The sequence below is a fragment of the Streptosporangium sp. NPDC049644 genome (assembly GCF_040675205.1).
Taxonomy (GTDB): Bacteria; Actinomycetota; Actinomycetes; order Streptosporangiales; family Streptosporangiaceae; genus Streptosporangium; species Streptosporangium fukuiense.
This window is the reverse complement of record NZ_JBFAOJ010000016.1, coordinates 126,230-143,201: the sequence shown is the minus strand read 5'-3', so window position 1 is coordinate 143,201 and position 16,972 is coordinate 126,230. Positions and strand designations below refer to the sequence as shown.

Below are 16,972 nucleotides of genomic sequence, written 5' to 3'. Positions count from 1 at the left end.
GTGACATCCGTCACCGCGCGGGGCCTTCGTGCGCCCACAAGGTCGCGTATTCTTGCGTGGCCCGATCGTCCACGTTCCCAGAGATGCTGACAACGAGGAGAAGAACCCCGTGCGCATCGCCGTCACCGGCTCAATCGCGACAGATCACCTGATGACCTTCCCGGGCCGCTTCGGCGACCAGCTCATCGCCGATCAGCTCCACCGGATTTCCCTGTCGTTTCTCGTGGACGACCTGCAGATCCGCCGTGGCGGCTGCGCGGCCAACATCGCCTTCGGCATGGGCTGCCTGGGTCTTCGGCCCGTCCTGGTCGGCGCGGTCGGCGCGGACTTCGCCGACTACCGCTCCTGGCTGGAGCGGCACGGCGTCGACTGCGACTCCGTCCACGTCTCGGAGCTGCACCACACCGCCCGCTTCCTGTGCACGACCGACGACGACCACAACCAGATCGCGTCGTTCTACACCGGTGCGATGGCCGAGGCCCGTCTCATCGAGCTCGGCCCGATCAGCCAGCGGCTCGGTGGCCTGGAGCTGGTGCTGATCAGCCCCAACGACCCCGAGGCGATGCTCAGGCACACCGCCGAGGCGCGCCAGCGCGCGATCCCGTTCGCCGCCGACCCCTCCCAGCAGCTCGCGCGCATGCCCGGCGAGGAGATCCGCGAACTGGTCGACGGCGCCGCCTACCTGTTCGGCAACGACTACGAGAAGGGCATGATCGAGCAGAAGACCGGCTGGACCGACGAGGAGATCCTCGGCCGGGTCGGCGTCCGCGTCACCACGCTCGGCCCCAAGGGCGTCGTCATCGACCGCAAGGACGAGCCGCCGCTGCACGTCCCCCCGGCGCCCGAGCTGGGCAAGGCGGACCCCACGGGCGTGGGAGACGCCTTCAGGTCCGGTTTCCTGGCGGCGCTGGCCTGGGGCCTGTCCCTGGAGCGCTGCGGCCAGGTCGGCAACCTCACCGCCACCCACGTCCTGGAGCGCGTCGGCGGCCAGGAGTACGAACTCGGCCAGAAGGTCTTCCTGGAGCGTTTCGCCGACGCCTACGGCACCGACGCCGCGGCCGAGGTGGCCGGCTTCGTGAAGTGCCACCACGCCTGAGCCGCCGTTCGGGGACCGGCCGGCCGGCACCGGGCACCGCCCGGATCGTCGGTGGCCGGACCCGCCGCCGGACCGGCGGCTGAGCCACGCCCGGCTGAGATCACCCGACATCGGGCACTCAGCCGGGCGGGATGCCGTCCTGGAAGGTGTCAGGAGCTCGCGTAGACGCGGTGCACGAACTCGGCGAGCTTGTCGTCGGGCAGGTGCCTGGCCAGGTCGGCCTCGCTGATCATGCCGATGATGCGGCCGTCCTCGATCACCGGCAGCCGCCGTATCTGGTTCTGCTCCATCTTGGCCAGCGTCTCGTCGACGCTGGCGTCCGACGACACCCAGACCAGCCCGGTCGCCAGCTCACCGGCGGTGACCTTGGACGGGTCCATGCCGTGGGCCACGCACTTGACCACGATGTCGCGGTCGGTGATGATCCCCTTCAGCCGGTCGTCGCTGCCGCAGATGGGTAGCGCGCCCACGTTCATGTCGCGCATCATCTGTGCGGCCCGGTCGAGCGTCTCGTGCGCCTCCACGCAACGGACCCCGGCATTCATAAGACTCCTGGCGGTCTCGCCGCTCATAACTGTCCCCCCGAACCGTTTGATGGATTTTCGGGGAGAGTCATACCCAGTTTCAGGACAAGTCAGTAGTTGCGGCGCACGTGGATGGACCAGCCGCGCTCGGGGAGCTCGTAGCTGGCCACGTGGTGGTGCGACTTCAGCCGGCACCAGGCCGGGACGTCGGTGAAGGCGGCGGGGTCGTCGGCCAGGACCGCGACGATCGCGTTGAGCGGCACGTGGTTGATCTGCTCGGCCAGCATGATGATGGGAATCGGGCACTTCTTGCCCAGCGCGTCGATGGTCAGTGCCGGGCTCTGGGCCGATCCCGCCGGGTTGGCCTGGCTGGACGTCATGGAGTCTTCACTTCCCAAATGTTGATCACAGTTTAACCCCCGCCTCCTCGCGGATCCTGCGTACCGTGCCGGGCAGGACGGTGAGGAAACGGTCGACATCCGCCGCCGAGGTGCCCCTGGGCAGCGACACCCGCACGTTCCCGTGGGTGAGCACGCCCATGGCCTCCAGAACATGCGATGGACGAAGCGTACTCGCCGTGCAGGAACTGCCGGACGATACCGAGAATCCGGCCTTGTCGAGTTCGGTGAGCAGTGCCTCACCTTCCACGTAAAGACACGAAAAGGTGACGATGTGCGGCGCCCGCACGACCGGATCACCGATGACCTCGACGTCGGGGACCAGCCGGGGCACCTCGGTCCTGACCCGGTCCACGAGCGCGGAGAGCCTGGCCGACTCCATGGCCGACTCGGCCACCGTGGCACGCAGCGCGGCGGCCGCCGCGACGATCGCGGGCACGTTCTCGAAACCGGGGACCCGGCGGCGCTCACGGTCGTCCTCGGGCAGCGGGCTGCGCCACCGGGTGCCCTTGCGGACCACCAGCACGCCGACCCCCGCGGGGCCGCCCCACTTGTGCGCACTCGCGGCCAGCACCGACCAGCCGCCGGGCAGCGGCATCCGGCCCGCGGTCTGGGCGGCGTCCACCAGCAGCGGCACCCCCGCCTCGGCGCACGCCGCCGCCGCCTCGGCGACCGGCTGGACGGTCCCGACCTCGTGGTTGGCGCTCTGCAGGCAGGCCAGGGCGGTGCCCTCGGCGAGAACCGCCTCGCGGAAGGCGCCGGCCTCGACGGCGCCGGTGATCCCGACGCCGACCGTCTCGACCGAGCCGCCGTCGCGCTCGTGGATGCCGGCCGCGTGCAGCACGCTGGAGTGCTCCACGGCCGAGGTGACCAGGCGGCGGCCGCTCCTGCGGCGTCCGTGCAGGGTGCCGAGCACGCCCAGGTGCACCGCCTGGGTGCCCGAGGAGGTGAACGAGACCTCGTCGGGCCTGGCGCCCAGGGCCTCGGCGACCTCGGTCCTCGCCTGTTCCAGTAACATCCTTGCCCGGCGAGCGGAACCGTACAGCCTCGCGGGGTCGGCCCAGCCGACGTCGAGGGCCGCGATGAGAGCCTCCCGAGCCTGGGGGTGCAGCGGCTCCGTGGAGGCCGCGTCGAAGTACGCCACGCTCCAATCGTCGCACCACGCGCGGTGCGGGCGGGGGCTGCGCGGGGGGGCGACGGTTGTCCGCGCTAATGTGTCCCCCAGCGTGAAGCTGTGAACTACAAATCTTGAACGTGAACAAACGACCGCCCAGGAGCGACTCCTGGGCTTCATCTGTGGGGTAGGCGATCCGTGAGTCCGACCCGCCGTTCCGCACGGCGTCCGTTGGCCCGCCGCCGGGTGCCACGCGCTGCCGCTCTGGCGCTGCTGCTGGTTTCCCTGACGGCGTGCAGTGCCGAAGAATGGTCCCGAGGCGGCCTGCCCGAGGGCGTCACCAAGCAGTCCGAATCCGTCCAGAGCCTGTGGAACGGATCGTGGATCGCCGCCCTCGCCACCGGTGTGGTCGTGTGGGGTCTGATCCTCTGGTCCGTCGCCTTCCACCGTAAGAGGAAGAACTCCTCCGAGGAGTTGCCGCCTCAGGTGCGGTACAACCTGCCGATCGAGATCCTCTACACGGTGGTGCCGATCATCATGGTCGGCGTGTTCTTCTTCTTCACCGCGCGGGACCAGAACTACATCAACACCCTGTCCGGCAAGCCCGACGTGAAGGTCAAGGTCGAGGGCTTCCAGTGGAGCTGGCGCTTCACGACGGAGTACAACGGCAAGACCACCCAGGTCGTGGGCCTGCCCGCGGCCGACTACACCAAGGGTCCCGAGCTGATGCTGCCGGTGGGGAGGAACGTCGAGTTCGACCTCCACTCGCCGGACGTCATCCACTCCTTCTGGGTCCCGGCGTTCCACTTCAAGCGCGACGTGATCCCGGGCGTGAACAACAAGTTCGAGGTCCAGACGCTGAACAAGCCAGGTGTCTACGCCGGTCGCTGCGCCGAGCTCTGCGGTGTGGACCACAGCCGGATGCTCTTCTCGGTGAAGCTCGTGCCCCAGGCCGAGTTCGACCAGTACATCGCTAGTCAGGCGGGTGCCCAGTGACCGCGCATAACCCAGCAGTTCCCCTTCCCCCGACCCGTAAGGGCTCGGTCGTCGTCAAGTGGATGACGTCCACCGATCACAAGATCATCGGACATCTCTACCTGATCACCTCCTTCGTCTTCTTCCTGATCGGCGGCGTGATGGCGCTGATCATGCGGGCGGAGCTGGCCCAGCCGGGCCTCCAGCTGACCACGAACGAGCAGTTCAACCAGCTGTTCACCATGCACGGCACCGTCATGCTGCTGATGTTCGCGACCCCGCTGTTCGCCGGGTTCGCCAACGAGCTCATGCCGCTGCAGATCGGCGCCCCCGACGTCGCCTTCCCGCGGCTGAACATGGTCAGCTACTGGCTCTTCACCTTCGGCAGCACCATCGCCCTGTCGGGCTTCCTCACCCCGGGCGGCGCGGCCAGCTTCGGCTGGTTCGCCTACACCCCGCTGTCGAACGCGATCAGCTCCCCGGGCATCGGCGGCGACCTGTGGATCGTCGGCCTGACCATCAGCGGTCTGGGCACGATCCTCGGCTCTGTGAACTTCATCACCACGATCGTGTGCATGCGCGCGCCCGGCATGACGATGTTCCGCCTGCCGATGTTCACCTGGAACATCCTGCTCACCTCGATCCTGGTGCTGATGGCCTTCCCGGTGCTGGCCGCCGCGCTGCTGGCGCTGGAGTCCGACCGCAAGCTCGGCACGCACATCTTCGACTCGGCCACCGGCGGGGCGTTGCTCTGGCAGCACCTGTTCTGGTTCTTCGGCCATCCCGAGGTCTACATCATCGCGCTGCCGTTCTTCGGCATCGTGACCGAGATCCTGCCCGTCTTCAGCCGCAAGCCGCTGTTCGGCTACATCGGCCTGGTGGCCGCGACCATCGCCATCGCGGGTCTGTCGATCACGGTGTGGGCGCACCACATGTTCGCCACCGGGCAGGTGTTGCTGCCGTTCTTCTCCTTCATGACGTTCCTCATCGCGGTGCCCACCGGGGTGAAGTTCTTCAACTGGATCGGCACCATGTGGCGCGGCCACCTGTCGTTCGAGTCGCCGATGCTGTTCTCGATCGGCTTCCTGGTGACGTTCCTGTTCGGCGGTCTGACCGGTGTCATCCTGGCCTCCCCGCCGCTGGACTTCCAGGTGTCCGACTCCTACTTCGTGGTGGCGCACTTCCACTACGTGGTGTTCGGCACCGTGGTGTTCGCGATGTTCGCCGGCTTCTACTTCTGGTGGCCCAAGTTCACCGGCAAGATGCTGAACGACAGGCTGGGCAAGATCCACTTCTGGACGCTGTTCGTCGGCTTCCACGCGACCTTCCTGGTCCAGCACTGGCTGGGCGCGCAGGGCTTCCCGCGCCGCTACGCCGACTACAGCCCGATCGACGGGTTCACCGACCTCAACATGGTCTCCTCGGTGGGCGCGTTCCTGCTGGGTGCCTCCACGCTGCCGTTCCTCTACAACGTGTGGAAGACCCACAAGACCGCGCCGCAGGTCACCGTGGACGACCCGTGGGGCTACGGCAACTCCCTCGAATGGGCGACGTCCTGCCCGCCGCCGAGGCACAACTTCATCTCGCTGCCCCGCATCCGGTCCGAGCGCCCGGCGTTCGACCTCAAGTACCCGCACACCCCGGCCCCCCGTGAGCTGGAGGAGGTCCGATGAAGGTCCAGGGCTGGTTGTTCATCCTCTGCGGCATTTTCTTCGCCGCCGTGGACGTCGTCTACTGGTACTGGTCGAAGGAGCCGGTCGGCACGACGGCGATGGCCATCTCGGTGGGCTTCGCGCTCATGATCGGCTACTACCTGATGTACACGGCCCGCCGGATCGGCGACCAGCCGGAGGACGACAAGCAGGGCGAGATCAGCGACGGCGCCGGGGAACTGGGCTTCTTCAGCCCGCACAGCTGGTGGCCGCTCTTCGTCTGCCTGGCCGTCTCGCTCGCCGCCGTCGGCCTGGTCATCGGCTGGTGGCTGTTCCTGATCGGCGTTTTCGCGATCATCATGAGCATGATCGGTTTCGTTTTCGAGTACTACCGGGGCAACTTCTCGCACTGACCCCGCGTCCCACCGCGAAAGCGGGTCACGGAAAAACTTCCGTGGCCCGCTTTTTGGCGTTTATTTGGGGCTCAGGGTGGATGTCTTATGTGGTGAACCGCTTACTCCGGGTAATAACTGAATCAGTGGTTCAGTCCGGGACAGGGGAGTTCATGTGGGGCACGCGATCCGTGGTTCGAGCCAGGGAGCGGGACTGCTGGCCCTCGTGCTGGTGACGACCTCCTGCTCGACAAGCACCGCCGTACGCCAGGAGCAGACGCCGCAGGCGTCCCAACAGGTGGAGTCCGCCGCCGCCGTGGTCACCGTGGCACCGCTCAAGGGGGCCAGGGGAGTGCCCACGGACACCCCCGTCCTGGTCGCGGCGCAGGGCGGCACCCTGAAGTCGGTCACCGTCAGGGCCGTGAAGGGCGCCAAAGGCTCTCTGCAGGGCGTTCTCAGCGCCGACGGTACACAGTGGCGCAGCCGCGGTACGACGGCTCCAGGGGCCTCCTATGAGGTCTCGGTGACGGCGGTCAATCCGGAGGGCGCCCTCACCCGGACGACCTCGTCCTTCTCCACGGTGAAGGGCCGCGAGGCCTTCGCGATCGAGAGCTTCATGCCGGACCGGGACATGACCGGTCTGACCGTCGGCGTCGGCATGCCGGTGATGATCACCTTTGACCACCCCGTCACCGACCGCGTCTCCGTCGAGCGCAACCTGTTCGTCCGCACCTCCAGGCCGGTCGTGGGGGCGTGGCACTGGTTCGACGACCGCAACGTGCACTTCCGCCCGAAGAACTTCTGGCCCTCGGGCACCAAGGTCAGGGTCGAGGCCCGGCTGGCCGGGGTGCGCGGCGGCGCCGGCCTGTACGGCGCGGCGAACCGGACGGTCAACTTCAAGGTCGGCCGCGCGCAGATCACCCGGGGCAGCGTGCTCTCCCACCACCTCACGGTGCGGCGCAACGGCAAGGTCGTCAGGGAGATCCCGATGAGCGCGGGCCAGGGCGGTGCCTGGAAGTACCACACGACCAGCGGCGTGCACCTGGCCATGTCCAGGGAGAACGTCACGGTGATGACCTCTCCGGGCATCGGGCCCGGCTCGCCCGGCTACTACCAGCTGACCGTCTACGACACGGTCCGCATCTCCAACAGCGGCGAGTACATCCACAGCGCCCCGTGGTCGGTCGGCTCCCAGGGCTACTCCAACGTCAGCCACGGCTGCGTCAACGTCAGCCCGAGCAACGCCAAGTGGTTCCTCGACAACACCCTGATCGGGGATCCGATCATCATCACCGGCTCGCCCCGCGTCCTGGAGCCCACCAACGGCTGGGGTCACTGGCAGGAGAGCTGGCGGGAATGGCTCAAGTGGAGCAGCCTCAAGCACTTCACCACCGACGACGTCTGAAACCGGCGACGTCTGAGATCGACGGTGTCTGAAACCGACGGTGTCTGAAGCCGGGCCCCGCCGGCCGCAGGTGCCCGCGGAGACCCCTGAGGGGGCGTCAGCCGTCGCGGAGAGGCCTCGGGGTCCATGGGACCCGGGTTCGGGGACTCGGGGGCTCAGGGGCGGCCCTCCGGCCGGGGCGTCGGGAAAAGGGTGTGGAAAGACGTCGAGCCCCGGACACCGTGCGGTGTCCGGGCCTCTCGTGTGGCGTCAACCCCGGGGGGTCAGTGGGTCAGGGACCTGTCCTCTCCACCCTGACCGACCGCCGTGTGCTCCTCGTGCCCCTCGCCGTGGCCGTGGCCGTCGTCGAGCGGGATCTTCTCGCCGCCGTAGGCCGCGCTCATCTTGGTGCGGAGCTTGCCGAGCGGGCCGCGCATCGCCTTGGACGGGATGCCGTCGTCGTCTCCGCCGCCGCCCCCGGTGAGGACCGGGACCGGCTCCTTGCCCCGCATGTGGGCCTCGATGGCCTCGTTGGGCGGGACGTGGACCTCGATGTACTCGCCGTGCGGCAGTCGCTTGATCACGCCGGACTCCACGCCGTGGCCGATGATGGCCGCGTCGGCGCGCTGCAGACCCAGGCAGATCCGGTAGGTGACGTAGTAGGCGATCGCCGGACCGGCGAAGATCAGGACCCGGCCGACGTAGGTCGTCCAGTTCAGCGACACCTGGAAGAACGCGGCGATCTCGTCGTTGGCGCCGAGCAGCCACAGGACCCCGTAGAAGGTCATCGCCGAGATGCCGATCGAGGTGCGGTGCGGGTTGTTGCGGGGACGGTCCGCGATGTGGTGCTCGCGGCGGTCTCCGGTGACCCACTGCTCGATGAACGGGTACAGCGCCAGGCCCGTCATGACGATGCCCATCGGCACCAGCGCCGGGATCAGCACGCTCATCGGCAGGGTGAAGCCCAGGAGGTTGATCTCCCAGGCGGGCATCAGCCGGAGCGAACCCTCCAGGAAGCCCATGTAGAAGTCGGGCTGGGAGCCCGCCGAGATGTCGGCCGGGGTGTAGGGACCGTACAGCCAGATCGGGTTGATCTGGGCGAAGGTGCCCAGCAGCGCGATGACGCCGAAGGTGAACATGAAGTAGGCGCCGGCCTTGACCATGAAGGCCGGGTAGAACGGCGCGCCCACCACGTTCTCGTTGGTGCGGCCCTTGCCCGGCATCTGCGTGTGCTTCTGGACCCACATCAGGATCATGTGAGCCGAGATGAGCGCCAGCAGGATGCCCGGGATGAGCAGGATGTGCAGCGAGTAGAACCGGGAGACGACGTCCACGCCCGGGTACTCGCCGCCGAAGAGGAAGAACGTGATCCAGGTGCCGACCAGCGGCAGCGAGATCGCCACACCCTCGGTGATCCGCAGACCGGCGCCCGACAGCAGGTCGTCGGGGAGGGAGTAGCCGGTGAGTCCCGCGGCCAGCGCCAGGGTCAGCAGCAGCACGCCGATCAGCCAGTTCAGCTCGCGCGGCTTGCGGTAGGCACCGGTGAAGAACACCCGCAGTGCGTGCACCATCATGCCGCCGATGAACAGCAGGGCGGCCCAGTGGTGCATCTGGCGCATCAGCAGGCCGCCGCGCACGTCGAAGCTGATCTCCAGCGACGACGCGTACGCCTCGGACATCCCGACGCCGTACAGCGGGCCGTAGGAGCCGGTGTACTCCACGTGGGCCATGCTGGGCTTGAAGAAGAACGTCAGGAACGTGCCGGTCAGCAGCAGGACGATGAACGAGTAGAGCGCGATCTCGCCGAGCAGGAACGACCAGTGGTCGGGGAAGATCTTCCGCAGGTTCCGCCGCAGGAAGTTCCCCGCCCCGATGCGGTCGTCGACGAAGCCGCTCGCGCCCGCGACGGGCTTCGGAACGGTCTGGGTGCTCATGATTGGGCTCCCTTCTTGGCCTCGGCCTCACGGGCCTCGGCCTCGGCGTCGCCGCGCTCCCAGAAGCTGGGCCCGACGGGGACGGGGAAGTCCGCCGTTGCCACGAGGTATCCCTCTTCGTCCACGGCGATCGGCAGCTGCGGAAGAGGCCGGGCCGCCGGACCGAAGATGACCTTGGCGCCGTCGGCGGCGTCGAAGGTCGACTGGTGACACGGGCACAGGATGTGGTGTGTGCTCTGCTCGTACAGGGCCGCGGGGCAGCCGACGTGCGTGCAGATCTTGGAGTACGCCACGATCCCGTCGTGGGTCCAGTTCAGGTTCGTCCCGGACTTGAGCTCCTCCGGGCGGAACTTGATCAGGATCAGGGTGGCCTTGGCCAGTGCGTTCAGGTCGTGCTCGTATCCCTCGGGCACCACGGAGAGGATGCCGCCGGGGGAGTTGAAGTCGGCCGCCCGGATGGGTGATCCGCTTCCCTCGACGAGGAGCTTGCGGTTCTTGCCGTCCTTGGTCTTCTCTCCCCAGACGGTGTGCCGCAGCTTGGCGGGGAAGTCCTTGTAGCTCGGGCCGAGGTCGCGCAGCAGGACCAGCGGGGCCAGGCCGAGCGGGGCGGCGGCGAGCAGCAGGGTGCGGCGCAGCAGCGGGCGCTTGGTGATGCCGCTCTCGGCCGCGCCCTGCAGGAAGGTCTCGCCGACGTAGGACCGGGTCTCGGTGTCGGAGGCCATCGGGTGGCGCTCCTGGACCAGGTTGTACTTGGGCATGACCAGGCGGACCCAGGTCACCATGCCCGCGGCCAGCCCGAGCAGGGCCAGCGTGAGCGTGCCGCCCAGCGCGAGGTTGGAGACCTGCGTCTTCTCGATGTCGCCGACCTGGAAGACGACGTACGACACCACGAAGCCGATGCCGGCCAGGAAGGCGACGAGGAAGCAGAGGGCGGCGTACTTCTCGCCCTTCTTCGCGGTCGCCTCGTCCTGCGGGGTCACTCCGGGAACCTGGGCGACCTCGGTCGACGGGCGCTCCTCGGTGCCGAGCAGGGAGGTGCTCGCCGCGGGTGGGGGGGTGCCGATGACGCGCCTTGGCACGCGTTCCTCCGGCTGTTCGATGCCGTGATTGTTCTCAGTCATTTGGCCTGTCGCCTCTTCGCGGTGATCCAGATGGCGGCCAGGGAGAGGAGGCTGAGTCCGACGACCCAGGCCACCAGGCCCTCGGTGACCGGGCCGATGCGGCCCAGACCGGCGCCGCCCGGGTTGGGCTCCTCACGCACGCCCACGATGTAGGCGATCATGTCCCGCTTCTGCTCGGGAGTGATGATGCTGTCGTTGAACACCGGCATCGCCTGGGGACCGGTGACCATGGCCTCGTAGATCTGCGTCGGGGTGGCCTCGTGGAGAGGCGGAGCGTACTTGCCCTGGGTCAGGGCGCCGCCCGAGCCGACGAAGTTGTGGCACTGGATGCAGTTGGCGCGGAAAAGCTCGCCGCCCTTGGCCTTGTCTCCCATGGCGGGGTCGACCTGATCCTTGTCCGGGATGGCCGGGCCGCCGCCGAGCGACTGGATGTAGGCGGCGAGCTGGTCGACGGCCTCGTAGGTGCCGTCGGGGCGCTTGGTCTTGGCGACCCACGCCGGCGGGGGCTTGCGCGGTGCCTGCGCACCGGGGTTGGCCAGGGGCATGCGGCCGCTGCTGACCTGGAAGTCCACCGAGGCGGCGCCGACGCCGATCAGGGTCGGACCCGAGGCGGTGCCCTCGGCGTTGAGACCGTGGCAGCTGGAGCAGCTCTGCTCGAAGAGCTTCTTGCCCTCGGCCACGTCGTCGGCCCTGCCGGACGCGATGGCGGCGTCGGCCTGACTGCTGGAGGAGACCGTCAGGGCAACGGTGTAGACCCCGCCGATCAGGGCCAGGGCCAGGAGCAGGACGGCGTATCTCGCGAGGGGATGCCGCCGCCCAGCGGTGATCCTATTCACAGAGATCCCCGATTCCTTATTGAATTCCATAGATGGTCACGAAAAGGCCGATCCAGACCACGTCGACGAAGTGCCAGTAGTAGGACACGACGATCGCGCTGGTCGCCTGCTCACGGGTGAAGCGCTTCGCGGCGTACGTGCGTCCCAGCATGAAGAGGAACGCGATCAGCCCGCCGGTCACGTGGAGGCCGTGGAAGCCCGTCGTCAGGTAGAACACCGAGTCGTACGCGGAGTGCGACAGGGTGTGCGAGGGCTCCTCGGCGATCAGCTGGCCGTACTCGTACAGCTGGCCGGCCACGAACACGGAGCCCATCAGGAAGCTGACGATGTACCAGAAACGCAGCTTGGCGACCTGGCCCTTCTCAGCCGCCCACACGCCCAGCTGGCAGGTCACACTCGACAGGACCAGGATGATCGTGTTGCCCAGGGCGAAGGGGACGTTCAGGTGGGCCTCCGGCCAGGGCAGTCCCTGGCTGAGGCTCACAGACCGGATGGTGAAGTACATCGCGAACAGCGCCGCGAAGAACATGAGCTCGGAGGACAGCCAGACAATCGTCCCGACGCTGACCAGATCGGGTCTGCGGGACGAGTGTGCTGTCGTCGTCGTTGAAATTGCGGATGCTGTCGCCACGGGCAGCATTATTGCGGCTCTCCTGCTCGGGTCGCCGCACGACCCCCCGATAGGGGGGGCATACGCCCATAAAAAGGGGACGTATGGGGCATTTTGTTCAGCTGTGGCTCCGGCCTGGGTCTCCAGGCCGGCTGACCGGTAGCATCCCAGGTGACCATACATCGACGAGGGATAGTGAGCGCGACCGTGAGCACCGACGACAAGATGAGGGTCCTCGTCTACAGCGACGACGCGAGCACCCGCGAGAAGGTGCGGCAGGCACTCGGCCGCCGCCCCGCCGCCGACGTGCCCCTCGTGGAGATCGTGGAGTGCGCCACCCACGCCAAGGTCGTCCAGCACTTCGACTCCGGTGAGATCGACGTCGCCGTGCTCGACGCCGAGGCCCAGCCCGCGGGCGGCATGGGGGTGGCCCGTCAGGCCAAGGACGAGGTCCACGACTGCCCGCCGATCTGCCTGCTGATCGCCCGCCGTGACGACCGCTGGCTGGCCGAGTGGTCGCGCGCCGAGGCCGTGGTGCCGCAGCCGATCGACCCGGTCGGCCTCGCGGAGACCGTCGCCGACCTGATGCGCCGCCGCCTGTCCACTCGTCTGACCGCCCGGTAAAACCCCCTGGAGAACCGCATGGACGCGCGCACCACCTGGCCGGCGCTGTTGTCCGCCCTGCTCGCGGGCGAGCACCTGACGGCGGACGAGACCGCCTGGGCGATGAAGCAGATCATGTCCGGCTCCGCCACCCCCGCCCAGTTCGCGGGCTTCGCGGTGGCGCTGCGGGCGAAGGGCGAGACGGTCGCGGAGGTGACCGGCCTGGCGCGCACGATGCTGGAGCTGGCCACTCCGCTGACGGTCGAGGGCCCCGTGGTCGACGTCGTCGGCACCGGTGGTGACCGGGCGCACACCGTCAACGTCTCCACCATGGCCGCGATCGTGGCCGCCGCGGCGGGGGCCAGGGTCGTCAAGCACGGTAACCGGGCAGCCTCCTCCTCGTGCGGCGCCGCCGACGTCCTGGAGCACCTGGGGATCGTGCTCGACCTGCCCCCGGCGGACACCGCCAGGGTCGCGATGGAGGCCGGCATCGCCTTCTGCTTCGCGCCGGTCTACCACCCGGCGTTCCGCTTCGCGGGCCCGCCGCGCAAGGAGCTCGGCATCCCCACGGTCTTCAACTTCCTGGGCCCGCTGACCAACCCGGCCAGGCCCGCCGCCCAGGCGATCGGCATCTTCGACGCGGGCATGCTCCCCGTGGTCGCCGGCGTCTTCGCCGAGCGCGGGGTCTCCGCCCTGGTCTTCCGGGGCGACGACGGGCTGGACGAGCTCACCATCGCCACCACCTCCACGGTCTGGGTGGTGCGCGAGGGCGGCGCCGAGCAGACCGTCTTCGACCCGGCGGTCCTCGACATCCCCAGGGCGGCGCCCGACGCGCTGCGCGGCGGGGACGTGGCCTTCAACGCCAGGGCCGTGCACGATCTGGTCGGCGGCAAGACCGGCCCGGTCCGCGACGCGGTGCTGCTGAACGCCGCGGCCGCGCTGGTCGCCCTCGACGGTGCCGGCGGTGACCTGAACGCCGCGATGGCCGCGGGTTACGAGCGCGCCGTGCGAGCCGTCGACTCCGGTGCCGCCGGCGAGACCCTCGACCGGTGGGTCGCGGTCAGCCGGTCGTCGAAGCCGTCCTGAGCCGTGCTCGTCCCGCGGCGCGGGGCCGGGGGCGGGGGCACGGGCCGTCGTGAACCCTCCCGGCGGTGCCGGCGAGTCTCCGTGGGAGAGGAGCGTCCCGGCACCGTCGCCGGACTGTGGCCGGTCCGAGACTTTTTCGTTACCGGCCGGAACGTCTCCGCTCCCGGGTGGATGGAAGATCCACCCGGGAGCGGATGTGCCGTCTCGGCGTGCCGTTCTAGGTTGCGACCCATGTGGCATGCTGACCCCCTGACCGAGCAGATGTTCCCCGTCCTGCTGGCGTGCGTGGCGCTCGGACTGTGCGTGGCCGTCGTGAGCCTGGTGTGGGATCGCAGGCTCCTGCTGCTGAGGCTCAAGTCCGCAGAGGACAGGTTCGTCGGTCAGCAGGAGGAACTGGTCCGCGCCCAGTTCGCCGAGAGGCGGGCGCGCATCGCCCGTGAGCTGAACGACGTGGTCGCGCACGGGATCAGCATGATGACGCTCGGCGTGGGCGCCGGGCGGATGATCATGGACAAGGATCCCGACCGGGCCAGGCGGACCTTGCGGGTGGCCGAGGAGTCGGGGCGTCAGGCGCTGGTCGAGCTCCAGCGCACCCTGTCGCTACTCGATCTCGACGGCCCCTCGGCGGGCAGGACGCCCCAGCCCAGGCTGTCCGACCTGCGGGACCTGTTCACCGAGGTCCGTGCGGCGGGCCTGGGGGTGGACATGGTCGAGGAGGGCAGGCCCGCCGAGGTCGCGCTCACCCTCGAACTGGTGGCCTACCGCATCGTCCAGGAGGCGCTCGCCAACACCCTGCGGCACGCCGGTGCCCGTTCGGCCCGCGTCACGCTGCGCTGGCGGCCGGGTTTCCTCGACGTGCTGGTACGGGACGACGGCCAGGCCGACCCCTCGGCGACCGCGGGGCACGGCCTGCTCGGCATGCGCGAGCGGGCCGCCCTGTTCAATGGGACGCTGGCGGCCGGGATCCTGCCCGGAGGGGGGTTCGAGGTGCGGGCGCGGCTGCCCGTCTCGGGCGAGGCGGTCCCGGACAGCACCCGTACGGCCATGGGGGACGTCACCGACCTCGAACCGACCCGCCCTCTCCTCCGCCCCGCCGGCGCGGGTCAGTCGGACTCGCCGAGGCCGATCGAGAAGGCGGCGTCCAGATCGTGCCGGGAGTAGGCGCGGAAGGCGATGTTGGTCTCGGTGTGCAGCACCCCCGCCACCTTGTTGATCCGCCCGGGAATGACCTCGGCGATCTCCTCGTAGGCGGTGACGCGGACCATGGCCATCAGGTCGTACTCCCCGGTTATGGAGTAGACCTCGCTCACCCCGTCGATCTCGGCGATCGTCTGGGCGACCTCGGGGATCCGGTCCACCTCGGCGTTGATGTGAACGATCGCGGTGACCACGAGCTTCCTCCTCGTTGAGTGTTGCCTGCCGTCTTCGACGCTATCAGCGCAGCGGACGGCCCTCGCGCGCCCGGCGCGGCTCGGCCGCCTGGTAGGCGCGGTCGATGCGGGCCTTGAGCCGGCCGGCACCCGAGACGGGCAGGCTCCAGGTGCCCTCCACCTGCACCAGTCGCACTCCCGGGGACTCCAGCCAGCGCAGCACGCACTCGGTCTCCTCGGCGCTGGCGGCGGGGACCGGCCCGGGGCCGGGCGGCACCGTCTCGGCGGTGGCCGTCAGCGCCTCGACGAACGGGGTGGGGTGGGCGCCCCTCGGCATCACCCCGGCCGAGGCGAGCCGTCCGTATCGGATGACGTGGATCTCCCAACGGCCGTCCGCCACGGGGGCGGCCGCGACCATCTGGGAGATGGCGGTCAGCGACCGCAGCCGCTGCATGCGGGCCGAGGTACGGATGTAGGAGGCGAGCCGGTCGCGGTCGGCCGCGGCCTCCTCGTAGCGCTGGTCGAGGGCCAGTCGCTCCATCCTGGCCTCCATGGCGGAGAAGACCCCGGCCGCGTCCAGTTCCAGTGCCCGGCGCGCCGCCCCGACGTGCACCGCGTACTCGTCGGGGGTCTCACGCCCCTCGCACGGCGCGCCGCACCTGCCGATCTCGGCGAGCGCGCAGGCGGAGCGCCTGGTACGCGGAGTGATCCGTTCGGTGCACTGCCGCAGCGGGATCGTCTCGTGCAACGCGGTGCGGGCGTCCTCGGCGGCGCGGGTGCTGGTGAACGGGCCCAGGTAGGACGCCTCGTCGTCCTTGACCTCGCGGACCACCGACAGGCGGGGGAAGAGCTCGTCGGTCAGCTTGAGCCAGAACATCTTCTCCGGATGGCGCGACCTGCGGTTGTAGCGGGGCTTGGCCGAGCCGATCAGCCTGAGTTCCCTGACCTCCGCCTCCAGCGGGGTCGCGCAGGCGATGGACCTGACCCGCGCGGCGACGCCGATCATCTCGCGGACGCGGGGCCGGGTCTCGCTCGCGGTGAAGTAACCGCGCACGCGGTTGCGCAGGTTGGTGCTCTTGCCGACGTAGAGCGGGTCGCCGCCGGAGTCCTCGAAGACGTAGACGCCGGGCCCCGTCGGCACCGAGTCGGCCAGGTGCCGCTTGCGGCGCTGCTCGGGGGTGGGCGCGCGGACGAAGCCCTTGAGCTCCTCCAGCGTCTGCACCCCGAAGGAGCCCGCCCGTTCCAGCAGGGCGTGCAGCACGTCGACCGTGGCCCGCGCGTCGGCGAGCGCCCGGTGGCAGGGCTCGGTGCGGCTGAAGATCGCGGCCAGCGTGGACAGCTTGCAGTTGGGCGCCTCGTCGCGGGTCAGCAGCTTGCGGGCCAGGTCGACGGTGTCGACCACCTGGTGGGCGGGTGGTGGATACCCGTGTGCCGCACAGGCCGCCCTGATGAACCCCAGGTCGAACCCGGCGTTGTGCGCCACCAGGGTGGAGCCTGTGGCGAACTCCAGGAAGGACGGCAGTACCGACTCGATCCGCGGCGCCGCCACGACCATGCCGTCGGTGATGCCGGTCAGCACCGAGATGAACGGCGGGATCGGCGAACCGGGGTCGACCAGGGTGCCGAACTCACCGAGCACCTCGCCGCCCCTGACCTTGACCGCGCCGATCTCGGTGATCGCGTGCTCGCCCGCCGAGACGCCGGTGGTCTCCAGGTCGAACACGACGAAGGTGACCTGGCTGAGCGGAGTGCCCAGCTCGTCGAGTGTTCCCTGCACGGCGTAGTTCACGATTCACGACCATAGAAGCCCCGACCGACATTCACCGCACCGGGTTCTCTCGGCGCCGGAGGCCCCGCACGCCCGTGGCCCGCGCGTG

At 69.2% G+C, this 16,972-nt stretch carries 17 protein-coding genes; 8 read left to right on the top strand and 9 right to left on the bottom strand.

The genetic code is table 11. The features are described from left to right. Positions 1 to 109: 109 nt before the first annotated feature. Positions 110 to 1,096 (top strand): carbohydrate kinase family protein, encoded by a 987-nt coding sequence (locus tag AB0J58_RS12690; protein ID WP_364214108.1) that lies wholly within the window; start codon positions 110 to 112, stop codon positions 1,094 to 1,096. Positions 1,097 to 1,245: 149 nt separating this feature from the next. On the opposite strand, the gene AB0J58_RS12685 is transcribed toward AB0J58_RS12690, so the two are convergent. From AB0J58_RS12685 to AB0J58_RS12675, 3 genes are all read right to left on the bottom strand, one after another. Further along, positions 1,246 to 1,668 carry a CBS domain-containing protein gene (locus AB0J58_RS12685; RefSeq protein ID WP_364214105.1) on the bottom strand — a complete coding sequence of 141 codons (423 nt, stop codon included), beginning with the start codon at positions 1,666 to 1,668 and terminating at the stop codon, positions 1,246 to 1,248. Positions 1,669 to 1,730: 62 nt separating this feature from the next. Further along, positions 1,731 to 2,000: a sulfurtransferase TusA family protein gene (locus AB0J58_RS12680; protein ID WP_364214102.1), complete on the bottom strand. Its 270-nt coding sequence runs from the start codon at positions 1,998 to 2,000 to the stop codon at positions 1,731 to 1,733. 25 nt (positions 2,001 to 2,025) lie between these two features. Continuing rightward, positions 2,026 to 3,162, bottom strand: coding sequence for an aminotransferase class V-fold PLP-dependent enzyme (locus tag AB0J58_RS12675; protein ID WP_364214099.1), 1,137 nt, complete (start codon positions 3,160 to 3,162; stop codon positions 2,026 to 2,028). 216 nt (positions 3,163 to 3,378) lie between these two features. Between AB0J58_RS12675 and coxB the strand changes: the two genes are divergently transcribed. The 4 genes from coxB to AB0J58_RS12655 all read left to right on the top strand — a co-directional run bounded on the left by coxB (position 3,379) and on the right by AB0J58_RS12655 (position 7,556). Next, entirely contained in the window at positions 3,379 to 4,128 is a 750-nt protein-coding gene (coxB, locus tag AB0J58_RS12670; protein ID WP_364214096.1) for a cytochrome c oxidase subunit II, read from the top strand. 62 nt (positions 4,129 to 4,190) lie between these two features. Further along, complete coding sequence (gene ctaD, locus AB0J58_RS12665; RefSeq protein ID WP_364214092.1) at positions 4,191 to 5,780, top strand: cytochrome c oxidase subunit I; 1,590 nt, start codon at positions 4,191 to 4,193, stop codon at positions 5,778 to 5,780. Continuing rightward, on the top strand, positions 5,777 to 6,172 hold the full coding sequence (locus tag AB0J58_RS12660) for a cytochrome c oxidase subunit 4 (RefSeq protein WP_343974197.1): 396 nt from the start codon (positions 5,777 to 5,779) through the stop codon (positions 6,170 to 6,172). The genes ctaD and AB0J58_RS12660 overlap by 4 nt, the downstream gene beginning before the upstream one ends. 154 nt (positions 6,173 to 6,326) lie before the next feature. After that, complete coding sequence (locus AB0J58_RS12655; RefSeq protein ID WP_364214090.1) at positions 6,327 to 7,556, top strand: Ig-like domain-containing protein; 1,230 nt, start codon at positions 6,327 to 6,329, stop codon at positions 7,554 to 7,556. A 263-nt stretch (positions 7,557 to 7,819) separates the two neighbouring features. Here the strand turns inward: AB0J58_RS12655 and AB0J58_RS12650 are convergent, their stop codons facing one another. Genes AB0J58_RS12650 through AB0J58_RS12635 form a run of 4 tightly spaced genes read right to left on the bottom strand, consistent with a single transcriptional unit; the run spans position 7,820 to position 12,066 of the window. Then, entirely contained in the window at positions 7,820 to 9,469 is a 1,650-nt protein-coding gene (locus AB0J58_RS12650; RefSeq protein WP_364214087.1) for a ubiquinol-cytochrome c reductase cytochrome b subunit, read from the bottom strand. Continuing rightward, positions 9,466 to 10,590, bottom strand: coding sequence for a Rieske 2Fe-2S domain-containing protein (locus tag AB0J58_RS12645; RefSeq protein ID WP_364214084.1), 1,125 nt, complete (start codon positions 10,588 to 10,590; stop codon positions 9,466 to 9,468). Before AB0J58_RS12645 ends, AB0J58_RS12650 begins: the two co-directional genes overlap by 4 nt. Continuing rightward, positions 10,587 to 11,426 (bottom strand): c-type cytochrome, encoded by an 840-nt coding sequence (locus tag AB0J58_RS12640; RefSeq protein WP_364214081.1) that lies wholly within the window; start codon positions 11,424 to 11,426, stop codon positions 10,587 to 10,589. The genes AB0J58_RS12645 and AB0J58_RS12640 overlap by 4 nt, the downstream gene beginning before the upstream one ends. Positions 11,427 to 11,442: 16 nt before the next feature. Next, on the bottom strand, positions 11,443 to 12,066 hold the full coding sequence (locus tag AB0J58_RS12635; RefSeq protein WP_364214078.1) for a heme-copper oxidase subunit III: 624 nt from the start codon (positions 12,064 to 12,066) through the stop codon (positions 11,443 to 11,445). 195 nt (positions 12,067 to 12,261) lie between these two features. Here AB0J58_RS12635 and AB0J58_RS12630 point away from each other — a divergent pair, with 195 nt between their 5' ends. From AB0J58_RS12630 to AB0J58_RS12620, 3 genes are all read left to right on the top strand, one after another. Continuing rightward, positions 12,262 to 12,660, top strand: a complete 399-nt coding sequence (locus tag AB0J58_RS12630) for a hypothetical protein (protein WP_343974291.1) — start codon at positions 12,262 to 12,264, stop codon at positions 12,658 to 12,660. 18 nt (positions 12,661 to 12,678) lie between these two features. Then, positions 12,679 to 13,725 (top strand): anthranilate phosphoribosyltransferase, encoded by a 1,047-nt coding sequence (trpD, locus tag AB0J58_RS12625; RefSeq protein ID WP_364214075.1) that lies wholly within the window; start codon positions 12,679 to 12,681, stop codon positions 13,723 to 13,725. A gap of 231 nt (positions 13,726 to 13,956) precedes the next feature. Further along, positions 13,957 to 14,886, top strand: coding sequence for a histidine kinase (locus AB0J58_RS12620; RefSeq protein ID WP_364214072.1), 930 nt, complete (start codon positions 13,957 to 13,959; stop codon positions 14,884 to 14,886). On the opposite strand, the gene AB0J58_RS12615 is transcribed toward AB0J58_RS12620, so the two are convergent. Together AB0J58_RS12615 and AB0J58_RS12610 are read right to left on the bottom strand one after the other, a co-directional pair. Then, a complete protein-coding gene (locus AB0J58_RS12615; protein ID WP_030910213.1) occupies positions 14,829 to 15,116 on the bottom strand; it encodes an Lrp/AsnC ligand binding domain-containing protein in 288 nt (95 codons plus the stop codon). The genes AB0J58_RS12620 and AB0J58_RS12615 overlap by 58 nt on opposite strands. Before the next feature lie 43 nt (positions 15,117 to 15,159). After that, the gene (locus tag AB0J58_RS12610; RefSeq protein WP_364214069.1) at positions 15,160 to 16,884 is read right to left on the bottom strand and encodes a DEDD exonuclease domain-containing protein; all 1,725 of its coding nucleotides are present in this window, start codon (positions 16,882 to 16,884) and stop codon (positions 15,160 to 15,162) included. Between the last annotated feature and the right edge of the window lie 88 nt (positions 16,885 to 16,972).

Coding starts and splice junctions, on each gene's coding strand:
- AB0J58_RS12660 (WP_343974197.1), top strand. CDS start 5,777: ATGAAGGTCCAGGGCTGGTTGTTCATCCTCTGCGGCATTTTCTTCGCC.
- AB0J58_RS12650 (WP_364214087.1), bottom strand. CDS start 9,469: ATGAGCACCCAGACCGTTCCGAAGCCCGTCGCGGGCGCGAGCGGCTTC.
- ctaD (WP_364214092.1), top strand. CDS start 4,191: ATGACGTCCACCGATCACAAGATCATCGGACATCTCTACCTGATCACC.
- trpD (WP_364214075.1), top strand. CDS start 12,679: ATGGACGCGCGCACCACCTGGCCGGCGCTGTTGTCCGCCCTGCTCGCG.
- AB0J58_RS12645 (WP_364214084.1), bottom strand. CDS start 10,590: ATGACTGAGAACAATCACGGCATCGAACAGCCGGAGGAACGCGTGCCA.
- AB0J58_RS12620 (WP_364214072.1), top strand. CDS start 13,957: ATGTGGCATGCTGACCCCCTGACCGAGCAGATGTTCCCCGTCCTGCTG.
- AB0J58_RS12685 (WP_364214105.1), bottom strand. CDS start 1,668: ATGAGCGGCGAGACCGCCAGGAGTCTTATGAATGCCGGGGTCCGTTGC.
- AB0J58_RS12680 (WP_364214102.1), bottom strand. CDS start 2,000: ATGACGTCCAGCCAGGCCAACCCGGCGGGATCGGCCCAGAGCCCGGCA.
- AB0J58_RS12630 (WP_343974291.1), top strand. CDS start 12,262: ATGAGGGTCCTCGTCTACAGCGACGACGCGAGCACCCGCGAGAAGGTG.
- AB0J58_RS12635 (WP_364214078.1), bottom strand. CDS start 12,066: ATGCTGCCCGTGGCGACAGCATCCGCAATTTCAACGACGACGACAGCA.